11 protein-coding genes are annotated in these 10,261 nt (G+C 37.5%); 2 read left to right on the top strand and 9 right to left on the bottom strand.

Annotated elements, in window-relative coordinates; all coding sequences use genetic code 11:
* Positions 1-235 precede the first annotated feature (235 nt).
* The 7 genes from L641_RS22590 to L641_RS0102200 all read right to left on the bottom strand — a co-directional run bounded on the left by L641_RS22590 (position 236) and on the right by L641_RS0102200 (position 6,284).
* Positions 236-1,384, bottom strand: a complete 1,149-nt coding sequence (locus L641_RS22590; protein ID WP_024600999.1) for a zonular occludens toxin domain-containing protein — start codon at positions 1,382-1,384, stop codon at positions 236-238.
* Positions 1,385-1,388: 4 nt separating this feature from the next.
* Entirely contained in the window at positions 1,389-1,712 is a 324-nt protein-coding gene (locus tag L641_RS0102225; protein WP_024600998.1) for a hypothetical protein, read from the bottom strand.
* Positions 1,705-3,360, bottom strand: a complete 1,656-nt coding sequence (locus tag L641_RS22585) for a collagen-like protein (protein WP_024600997.1) — start codon at positions 3,358-3,360, stop codon at positions 1,705-1,707. Before L641_RS22585 ends, L641_RS0102225 begins: the two co-directional genes overlap by 8 nt.
* A 148-nt stretch (positions 3,361-3,508) precedes the next feature.
* A complete protein-coding gene (locus L641_RS23710) occupies positions 3,509-3,643 on the bottom strand; it encodes a hypothetical protein (RefSeq protein WP_275450843.1) in 135 nt (44 codons plus the stop codon).
* A gap of 26 nt (positions 3,644-3,669) precedes the next feature.
* Positions 3,670-3,933 carry a hypothetical protein gene (locus L641_RS0102210; protein WP_024600996.1) on the bottom strand — a complete coding sequence of 88 codons (264 nt, stop codon included), beginning with the start codon at positions 3,931-3,933 and terminating at the stop codon, positions 3,670-3,672.
* A 2-nt stretch (positions 3,934-3,935) separates the two neighbouring features.
* Positions 3,936-4,253 (bottom strand): hypothetical protein, encoded by a 318-nt coding sequence (locus L641_RS0102205; RefSeq protein WP_253944041.1) that lies wholly within the window; start codon positions 4,251-4,253, stop codon positions 3,936-3,938.
* A 39-nt stretch (positions 4,254-4,292) separates the two neighbouring features.
* Positions 4,293-6,284: a replication endonuclease gene (locus L641_RS0102200; protein ID WP_024600994.1), complete on the bottom strand. Its 1,992-nt coding sequence runs from the start codon at positions 6,282-6,284 to the stop codon at positions 4,293-4,295.
* Between the two features lie 359 nt (positions 6,285-6,643).
* On the opposite strand from L641_RS0102200, the gene L641_RS0102190 reads away from it, so the two are divergent.
* Positions 6,644-6,982, top strand: a complete 339-nt coding sequence (locus L641_RS0102190) for a DUF3693 domain-containing protein (RefSeq protein ID WP_024600992.1) — start codon at positions 6,644-6,646, stop codon at positions 6,980-6,982.
* A 419-nt stretch (positions 6,983-7,401) separates the two neighbouring features.
* On the opposite strand, the gene L641_RS22135 is transcribed toward L641_RS0102190, so the two are convergent.
* Both L641_RS22135 and L641_RS0102180 read right to left on the bottom strand, forming a co-directional pair.
* Positions 7,402-8,133: an endonuclease NucS domain-containing protein gene (locus tag L641_RS22135; RefSeq protein WP_249365144.1), complete on the bottom strand. Its 732-nt coding sequence runs from the start codon at positions 8,131-8,133 to the stop codon at positions 7,402-7,404.
* Positions 8,134-8,135: 2 nt separating this feature from the next.
* Positions 8,136-8,816, bottom strand: coding sequence for a DUF2326 domain-containing protein (locus L641_RS0102180; protein WP_024600960.1), 681 nt, complete (start codon positions 8,814-8,816; stop codon positions 8,136-8,138).
* Between the two features lie 256 nt (positions 8,817-9,072).
* Between L641_RS0102180 and L641_RS0102170 the strand changes: the two genes are divergently transcribed.
* Positions 9,073-10,253 (top strand): IS3 family transposase gene (locus L641_RS0102170; RefSeq protein ID WP_086007400.1). Its coding sequence is split into 2 segments (ribosomal slippage): positions 9,073-9,331 and positions 9,331-10,253, totalling 1,182 coding nucleotides; the frame shifts between segments, so codons are not numbered across the junction.
* The last annotated feature ends 8 nt before the right edge of the window (positions 10,254-10,261 follow it).

Genomic DNA, 10,261 nt, shown 5'->3' with positions numbered 1-10,261 from the left:
GAGCCATAAAAGGTATATGGTCAGGGTTATCAATTAAAAACTCTACCATCTGCTTTATCTCAATTTCTGAGTTATCAGGTATCCAAAGGGTTAATTTCTTTAAGCCTTTAGCTTTTTGCTTTTGTTCATACTTTTGATTTCTAGTCATAGTGTCACCAGTGACGGTATGTGTTTTTGGGATATTTAAACGTTAACCAACAGCTTTCAACAAGTTGAAAGGCGTTGGTTTTAACGTTTAATTAGTAGTATATAAATCATGATATTGTTCATCTGGGATTTCATTATTAAAATAATTGTTTGTTGGTTTATATCTAAAAACTACAGCTAAGTTATCGCCAATATAACCTTCGATACCTAATCTGGTTTTTTTTAATCTGTAACCCAACATTAAAAGCTCATCCCTTGAAAAAGTATCAAGAACCTTTTTACCGCTAGATTCTACGACCACAAGTAGATCGGCAATTCTACCCCTATAGATTTCTTCGTAAGTAATCATTGAATTGTTATTCTGAATAGTATCTCTTAATTTTTGATATGGGTCGGTACTAGGTTTTGGTTTAGGTTTTTCTTTTAGTTGTTGGTTTAGTTCTCCAGTAGTAGAGGTTTGCTGTTTTTCAACTTTTGCAACGGGCCCGTTGGTAGGTTCTTTAGGTTTTGTGTTAGAAATACTAGTTTCACCGTTAAAAAAGGAAGTTAGATAATATATAGCAAAAATAAGGAAACAGATAAAAACAGGTAAATAAAAATAAAATTGCTTAGATTTAAATACATTTACTCGGTCATCTGAATATACCTCAGTATTATCTGTTGTTAATTGATGGCTAAGGTATGAACCAAAATACTTACTATCGTATTTTTCGACACCTGATTTTATCTTTTTAAAGACTACATCACCTTTAACGCCATTAATTGAACCTTGGTACATTTCCCATTTATATTTGCTATCCATACCAACCATAGATAATTTTAAAAATGAAATTTTGCGTTCAGTTCTTCGTTTCCATGTTGTGTGTACATCGGCTAAAGCTTGACCCATACAAACAATATCCATACCTCTGTGTCTATGCTCTGCAATAAATCGGGTCATTTCATCTGACAGCTTTTGTCTACCACTGGGGAAAAAGTTTTGTAACTCATCAAGCACAAGTAATGAATCATTTTCTACAATGTCATAAACGGTATGAACCTGTTCTTCAGTAATTTCTGTATACAAAGATTCTAGTTCTTGAACAGTTTTACCTGTTAGCTCGCTTACTTTTTCATAGTTAAAACCGTTAAGTCTAGCGTAAACTTTACGGCCTTTTTCTAGGCTAGGTATTATATGTTTAACCAGAGCTTCATAACTTTTACCAGAGCCTGGCAAACCTTCGTGAAATATAATCATAAATTTACCACTGGAATAAAGTTAATACTTTGCGGGTTAAACGAAATGTATAACCAACACCAATTATACCTAGGGCATTATCAAAGCCAGTGGCGGATAATAGATATCCAATGTCGTTAGGTATCAAAGCAGTAAATTGACCTAATCCATTTTGAATGAATTGTGGCGGGTCTATGGTAGAAAATATAAACCTGAAACCTTGTAGCATTTTTTCAAATACCTGTAATGACAGCCATAGAAAAGCGTCTAGGACAAAGATTAGTATTTCATAACACCAGTTTATAAAGCCCTGCCACATTTCGGCTAGCCAATCTAGTAAACTATTCAATTGCAATTCTCCAAGCGAAAAAGCCAGCAACGAGCATTAGTACAGCTCGAATGTAAGGCAACATTGATTGAACAACAGATGTACAAAAATGGTCAAAAGTAATAGTGAAAGAAGAATCTAAAACACTTATAGTCTCTTGCCAAACTGGACAGCTGCCACTGAAAGAAGTAGTGAAAAAATTTTCCATAGCTGAAAATAGGGGTAATGAACGCATTGCTTCATTATGTTCTTCAAGTACAGTTCCGAAGTTTGTGGTTTCCCAATCAAAAGTAGCTATCTCGGTATATTTTTCAGGTTTAGTTGAGTAGTCGATTGTTGGAGCAGTACCGTCGTAAGTACCTAGTTTTGTGATAGCGTCTGTTTGTTTTTTTAGTTCTGTTGTTTGTTTTGTTAACTCTGAAACAATAGCACCCTCATCTACTCCAGCGACTTCTGATTGTGAACCGTCAGGGCATGAAATAGTTGCACCGGTTGGTGTGTTTATTACGGTACAATTTTCACCATCTTCACCATCAAGACCGTCTGAACCGTTACGGCCATCTATACCATTTATTCCGTCAATACCATCTTTACCGTCTTGGCCATCAATACCCGCTATACCTTGTTCACCCTTTTCGCCCTTTTCACCTTGAATACCTTGTTCGCCTTGAATGCCTTGTTCACCTTGTTGACCATCAGCGCCAGCTTGACCAATTGCACCTTGGACACCTTGAATACCTTGTTCGCCTTTATCACCTTTGTCGCCTTTTTCACCTTGGTCGCCCTTTTCACCTTTAAGCTCTCCAGACTGAACTAATGTATCAATATCTTGCTGAGTTAAAAATGAAGCTTCAATTTCTGATAGGCGTTGGTGGTTAACTACAAGTTGGTCTGCGTTTTTTTGGATGCCTGTTATATCGAAAGTAATGGAGCTTTCAGGGCAATCAACGGTGTAAACACCAGAATTACCAATTGCTGTGCAGTATTTATCATCACCATTTGGTTTAGGTTTTGCCTTACAAACAGTTGGTTCTTGTGAATTATATTTAGATGGTAAATAGTAACCGCCTGAATCATCGGTGTTAATGACACATTGGGAATCATCTTCAGGGTTGTCATAACAAATGTGAGCTGGTGAAGTAGCAGTTCCAAAAACATAAGGGTCTGATGATTGGGCTTCAGGGCATTTATTATCAATTAAAGGACGGGCGCACATGATTGAGCCAGAATCTTGGTAAACTGGAATTGAGTGTTCAGGAGCACTGGGTGGTGGGCAGGTTTCTTTATCAGGCCCCCAAGATATGCTATACCAACCTGCTATAGGTACAGACCCCCAATCTTTAACGTAACCGGCTGAAGTTGATGGAAAGGTTGGGACAATTATTCCTGTTTTAGGGTTTGAAGATACGCCTATAGCAGCATAGCAAGCAGCAACAGAATCAACCTTAGTTATTGGAGGATGACTAGGATTACATAATAAAATCATTTCTGGTTTTAAATAGGGAGGCTTTAAATCTGTCATGTCTGGTTCTTGAGCTATGGCCAGTGTTGCAAATACGGTTACGAGCATTAAGCAAAACCATAATTTGATTAATGAGAATATAGTTTTAAATGGGTGGCGTATGGCGTGTTTAATTCCGCGCCATAGCAAAGTAAAAAGTTTAAGCATTTTCGAAGCCGCGAATAATCGCAACCGCACAAGCAACCCCAAGGCATGCATAATAAATTCCCCAAATCATAATAGTGCTCCATTAAAAAAGCCCCGCAACTTTTAGGAATACAGGGCTTAGTTTGCGAAAAGTAAATAGTCGGGTTTCTTAACGAATCCAACCAATTACTTTGTTATAACCCCAAATGGCAACGGGTGGTAAAATTTTGATTGCCGCTACTGCTGTGATTGCTGCAACAATTGCTGTAGCTTCGATTGCGCCTGTAACTGCAGTGAAGTCCATAGTATTTTCCTTTTAGCTTAAAAAGTTTATTTATCGTTTTCTGGTTTAAACCAGTTAATTACAGTGCCATAGCCCCAAGAGACTAAATGGCAGATTATTACCAATGAAAAACCACTAACAAAAAGTGCTTGTGCCTGTTCAATGGGAATTAGGTTAGGGTCGAAAATACTCGAACCTAATAAAAATTGTTGGTACTCGGTAGGCTCTAGCATGACAAAGCCAGTGCAATCTTCAATTGATTGTGCCGTTGGTTTAAGTTCGCCATATTCGAGCTGTACACAAGTAGCCATTTTTATTTACCTTTATTTTCTTGAGGTAAACTATGCAAACGGAAGCCTTTCCAGTCCATTTGACGTGCTACGTTAGCACCTTCGTAATATTCAATATTGAGTAAAACAGGCTTTAAGCCCCAGCCATTAGGGTCAGATTGTAAGTTCTCCAATTGATGATAAGTACCATCGTTAAATTGGTCAGCAGATACCTTTACAGATAAAATTTGAGCTGGGTTTTTTGTGTGTAGTTTAAATTCGCCAGTTGTAGGCAGGGGAGCGCCTTTATCATCTGTACGATTAACTTTTACTAGGTCTGTAATAGCGCCTTCAATATTCATAATTTCTCCAATAGGGTTTAGTTTTATTAATAGTTACAGTTAATGACACAAGTCCAAGCTCGCGACTTCGTCGCTTGAGACATTAGAAGCCAAAGCTTCGTAGTCCATGAACAAGCACATGTTTTGGTAGTCTTCGATTGCACAAGATTCTAGGAACTGCATATCTTCTTCACTAGGTGCAAATAAACGCCCGTCATCGTGCCAACCTTGTATTTGTTCTGATACACCGCACATGATTTTTCGCTGTGCTTTAAGGTCAGTTTCAGTGAGTATTTGAGTAGTTCCACGGCGAGTGATTACTACAACAGCATCCCACGCAACGCCTAAAATCCGGTTAGCTGGCTGGTCTCCATATTTTGTAGTGAAGTAAGGTGACTTCGATTCTGAGCGACTAATTTCACCTGTAATACGGTCTACAATGTCGGGAATTTGGTAATGAATGCGTAGGGTTTGTTCTTTACGCTTGACCTGTACTCCGCCCATTGCTAAACAAAAGGCCTTCCAATCAGATGAGTCAGCTGCATGACGCACTTTTTCTAATGCGTACTTTGAAACAGTATCTAGTGTTGTATTCATTGCGTTTGCAACCTCACATTTGCCAGTATCACCTTGGCCTAATCGTCTAAGTTCACGCCAAAGAGTGACCGAAGGGCCGCCAATTTGCTGAAAACGTCTAATATCAAAAGTGCTTGCCCAAGTAGATGCACGTTCTGCTGCATCTGCTGGAAGTATTTTCATTTCACCCGCTTGTGAACAAATCACTTTATCGATGCTGTCACCAGTTACGGCTTTAGTGATGTATTTAGCAATGTAACCAGCAGCAGAGCCTTTACTTTTATTAATCGTAATGGCCTTAAAGCGGGTAGTGCTTGTTTTAAATTCCGTGGGTGTATCTTCAGTACACAGCTTTTTCATGATTGCGCGAACTTGTATCGCATCGCCTTTTTCCATGAATAAAAGCATGTGCCAATGCGGACAACCGTCATGATGTGGTTCAACAACGCGAAATCCATATGGGCGTAAATTTTGTTTTGAGAATAGGGCGCGGGCACGTTTCCAAATACCGTTAAAATATTCCTGTGCATCCTGAGGGGTTGAACCATCATATTTATTATTAGGTCTACCAGTATGGTGAACTGCATGAAAACGACTAGGCGCAGATAATGTATAGAACTCGCCACGATGGCCATGCATGTCTGCTAATTCTTCAAAACCACGAATACGAACCATTAATTCAGACGCTTGTTGTTTGCCCGAGGTGTGAGAACGTTCAATAATTGATTGCAGTGTTTCGAACTCATCAAACGGGTTTGCATCGTTTGGAACAACAAATAAATCAGACATTATTTCAGCTGATTTGCGCTTACGTTCTCGGCGGTTCTGGATGGTTGGTTGTGATACATAAGCACTTGCTTTTTTATGTACGAGCCTTAAATCTCGGGCTAGTTGTTCGATAGTAAACGCTTGTATTTTACGTAATTTACGGCGCCAGAAAATAGGGTCTGCAAAGCGATTTAAAATACCTGTTAAAGAGTCTGCTGCAAAGTGTGTGCAATACGGTGAAACTAGTTCAGGCTCTTGAATATCAAAGGAATTTAAGTATTTAACCAAGATGTTAAATACAGATAAAGTGTGGCCGTTTTTACTTATTTTCAGCTCACAATAACGGGCTTTTTGCTCTGCAATTTCGCATATTTCATCGTCTGAACATGATAGGTTTATATAACCAAAAAGAGGATTGCCAAGCTTTAAAGCTGTATCGGCATTCTTCAATCTTCTATCTGCTTCAACTAAACCATTGAACTTTTCAGCTAAAAAATACCCAGTACTTAGCATATGAGACAAGTTTGAATGAGTCTTAAAAATACGATTTCTGAAGGCTTTACTATCAAAATAGAAACCGGTTGCAGGCTTATTATTAGAGTTATGAATGCTAATATCTGAATGAAATTTATCAAAATTAGCAGTTAAATTAATAGCTGTTTTTAGAGGGAAAACTTGAGAGTATTGGGCGTTAGATAATGAGTTCATTGGTTAGCCTTTGCTTTTTTATAGATGGGAGTGCGGACTAAAATGAAGTTTAAAATTATAAAAATAACAGGAAATAAAGAATAAGATAAAAAATCAAATGCTATATCATACTCTTGGTATGCAATGGAAAGTAAGCCAGATAATAAAAACGTAAATTGAAAAACTAGAACAAAAAAATATGAAATTTGAACTAGTAATGGATTTAATGTGTTTTTAGTGGAACTCATATCCGTATTTCCCTGTTAAACTGACAAGCTGTCAATATTGAATGTTTTGGAGTGTAGCTTTCGATATTGACAGTTGTCAAATATTTATTTATCAGGTTTGACAGTTATAATTAATATACAGAGGAGATTGCTATGAATTTTAGTTACGAACTTATTGAAAAATATAAAGATTCAAAAGGCTATAGTCAGGATAAACAGGTTATAGCTGATTTTTCAGAATTTAATTCTGGGAATATGTCGCAGATTAAAAAAGGCACACGTCATTTAACAGCGAATCAATGTATTTTTATGGCTAACACCATTGGTATGGATCAAAAAGAAGCATTACTTAAACTTGCTATCGAAAAATCAAAATCGAAGGAAGAAGGTAAAATCTGGTCTGATATTGTAAAAAAGATTAGTGCAGCATGTGTAGCGCTAACACTAGTTGCAGGACTAGCGAATGCACCAACTGAGGACGCATTTGCGTAAAAGCGATAGCCCATAAATTACGTTATGTTAAATTGCGTAATTTAAATTAAAGTGGGCGTAATCATTGACAAACGGACTATAAATTGAGATTTGGGACTCACTGGAGATTGAGTCCCCTAGGGACTCATAATTTGAGATTGTTTTAAAAAGTACTCATATTTACTTTTAAAATATTAATTCTAAAGATTGAAATGCGTTTTTACTCTTTCAACAGTATGTGACCACTTTGGTGTTTGTGGTTTGCAGACTGAATTCTGATTTCCAAACAATCCTGTTTCATTAAATGCTTGAGCCAACGGCACTGCTTTAATCCATTCGGTAGTTTTCTGCTCTTGATATTTCACCAGCGACTTTTCCAACAGCTACAAAGCCCGTTTTAGGAATTTTTACCCATACACGATCACCAATATCTAACATGTTTAATGTATTTGAATACCAACGGCCTCGGAAACAAATCCATATTTTAATGCATCATTCCAATGGCGCTCTTTACCATGCCCAAAAGAAACATAAAACTCACCGTTCCACGGCTCTTTTGTTGATTTTGAAATAACGCGATCTTGGGTTTCTTCAGGTGCTATCATCCAAGCTCGGCTTAAATACTGATTTGTACCATCCTCAAATACTGTAAAAAACACAGCATTAACAGGTATCTTAGCTTTGTCATTTAAATAGTTGATGATCCGTTCTGAACTTGCATCCAATGCAGCAGCTACAATTATCATTTGGTGCGAGCCGTCATAGTTTACATCGTTGAAAGGAACACCGAATTTTGACTCAAACGCCCTATCCAAACTTTGTTCCGATATTGCGAATTTCGTACTGTAATCATGATAAATATCAACTAATTTACTGTCGTCAATTTCGACCACCCAAGATGCGTAATCTAGTGCTTGAGCTACGACATCTCTTGGTGTTTTATCGCGCTTTAACTCAATGATAATGACACTTCCGCTTGCATCTATAGCAAGTAAATCAATGTATTTATCAAAATCAGTTCGCACTTGACGACCAATAAGCAACCAATTTGGATTTAAAATAGAAATGTCTGCAACTATGAGTTCCTCCAATTGTTGTTCGCTTTCCAAGGTTACAGTTTTTAATCTTGTTGGTTTATCGCCTATTTTCCAGATGCCTTGCTCTATAGCCATAACTAACCGAAATCCCTACCCAGAAACATAGATTGAGGGTTATCTTCTAATGTAATCAATGTCCTTTCATTCAAGTCAAAATCAAGTTCAACGTTTACACCTTCACTGTCAGGAAAGAGTATTTCGTCTTCATTAACAGTTACTATATATTGAGCGCCTTTGATAGTGCTTAACCTTCTATTTATGTAATTGAGGTACTTAATTCTGGTTTTGTGAGCTATTGCATGAAACACCCCATCATGAATTAAGAAAGAGGGTAAATTTTTATTCCTGTATAACGAGGATATAAATACCGTCATATCAAATGCTAGAATTTTGAATCTTCCTTTACCTAAAGACCCACCCCTAGGTACTTCAATTGTTAATTTAAGAGGACTATTTTGCTTAGCTTTAGCTTCAATATTAAAGTAAGGATTAGTATCTGAACTATCAGTATCAACTGAACCGTCAACTAAATCTAAAAAAACTTCTTTTATGCCTTCAACAACACACTCAAGCTTATCTTTATTTTTAACGATTTCAGCTACTGTTTTACTAACAGAGGACTTTTTAGTTGCAATAGCATTTTCTATATAGTCAAGTTGCTCAACATAAGAAAGCTGTCCTGATAAGTTAGCCTTCTCTTCAACTAAGTTGTTATAAGCATTCTTTAACGCATCGAATGCAGATAGTTCATCTAACATTTTATAAAACTTAGATCTTTCCGTTTCTAAAGCTGCAACTTCCGATTGAATGCTTTCTAACTTATTTTGATATTGTGATTCCCTTTCTTTTAAAAAACGATTTCTGTTTGATGAAATTTGTTTCCTGAATTGAACAACTTCATCAAGACTTTTTTTAATAAATTTTGAAAATTCACTATTGTAGTGGTACAGTGATTTTGGCCACCCATTAAGAAAGAAATGTTATGCTAATAAGCATACAAATTTGGGTGAAAAAATGACGAAATTAAAACGCGCAACGTATTCTGCGGCAATCAAATTAGAAACAGCTCAGCTTGTAGTTGACCAAAGTTATACTCAAGAAGAAGCAGCCAAAGCGATGGGGGTGGGTAAATCAACCGTCAGTAAGTGGGTTACTCAATTAAAGCAAGAGCGGAGTGGCCAGACACCATCTGCTTCACCAATGACGCCCGAACAAATTGAAATCCGCGAACTTAAAAAGCAAATCCAACGCATTAAATTAGAAAAGGATATATTAAAAAAGGCTACCGCTCTCTTGATGTCCGACTCCCTGAACAATTCTCGTTAATTGAGAAACTAAATCAACGAGAGCGTTACCCAATTAGCGTGCTGTGTAACGTATTCAATGTGCATCGTAGCAGCTATAAATATTGGGCTATACGGGATACAACGCCGACGCCAGAGCAAATAAGGCTAGAAGCTGAAGTTAAAGCCATACATGCAATGAGCGGCGGCTCAGCTGGGGCGCGGACAATCGCGGCAATAGCAACGAACAATGATTTTGAATTGAGTCGTTATCGTGCTGCTAAGCTAATGGTTAAATTAAAGCTTGAAAGCTGCCAAGTACCTCAACATTCATATAAACGCGGTGGTAATGAGCACCTTGAAATTCCAAATCTGCTTGATAGACAATTTGATGTTGTTGAGCCAGATACCGTGTGGTGCGGTGATGTGACGTATATTTGGACAGGCAATCGCTGGGCCTATTTAGCGGTCGTTGTTGATTTGTTTGCACGTAAAGTCGTTGGTTGGGCAATGTCGTTGTCGCCAGATACTAACTTAACGCTAAAAGCGCTTGAACTCGCGTATGAAAGCAGAGGTAAGCCAAGTGGACTGATGTTTCATTCAGACCAAGGTAGTCATTATACAAGTTTAAAATATCGTCAACGTTTATGGCGCTATAAAATTACACAAAGTATGAGCAGGCGCGGAAATTGTTGGGATAATGCGCCAATGGAGCGATTTTTTAGAAGCTTTAAAACGGAGTGGATGCCAAAGGTTGGATACGAAAACTTTAAAGATGCTAAATATAGTGTGAGTGATTATATCAACGGGTATTACAACAACGTTAGGCCACATCATTATAATGCCGGTTTAGCGCCAAATGAATCTGAGGTTAGATACCAAGATTCTAAAGCTGTGGCCAAATTTTATTGACCACTACA

Source organism: Pseudoalteromonas sp. TB41, from assembly GCF_000497975.1.
Taxonomy (GTDB): Bacteria; Pseudomonadota; Gammaproteobacteria; order Enterobacterales; family Alteromonadaceae; genus Pseudoalteromonas; species Pseudoalteromonas tetraodonis.
Note: the sequence above shows the minus strand (reverse complement) of the source record. Positions and strands in the feature narration are given on the sequence as shown.

Coding starts and splice junctions, on each gene's coding strand:
- L641_RS22590 (WP_024600999.1), bottom strand. CDS start 1,384: ATGATTATATTTCACGAAGGTTTGCCAGGCTCTGGTAAAAGTTATGAA.
- L641_RS22585 (WP_024600997.1), bottom strand. CDS start 3,360: ATGCTTAAACTTTTTACTTTGCTATGGCGCGGAATTAAACACGCCATA.
- L641_RS23710 (WP_275450843.1), bottom strand. CDS start 3,643: ATGGACTTCACTGCAGTTACAGGCGCAATCGAAGCTACAGCAATTGTT.
- L641_RS0102210 (WP_024600996.1), bottom strand. CDS start 3,933: ATGGCTACTTGTGTACAGCTCGAATATGGCGAACTTAAACCAACGGCA.
- L641_RS0102205 (WP_253944041.1), bottom strand. CDS start 4,253: ATGAATATTGAAGGCGCTATTACAGACCTAGTAAAAGTTAATCGTACA.
- L641_RS0102200 (WP_024600994.1), bottom strand. CDS start 6,284: ATGAACTCATTATCTAACGCCCAATACTCTCAAGTTTTCCCTCTAAAA.
- L641_RS0102190 (WP_024600992.1), top strand. CDS start 6,644: ATGAATTTTAGTTACGAACTTATTGAAAAATATAAAGATTCAAAAGGC.
- L641_RS22135 (WP_249365144.1), bottom strand. CDS start 8,133: ATGGCTATAGAGCAAGGCATCTGGAAAATAGGCGATAAACCAACAAGA.
- L641_RS0102180 (WP_024600960.1), bottom strand. CDS start 8,816: ATGTTAGATGAACTATCTGCATTCGATGCGTTAAAGAATGCTTATAAC.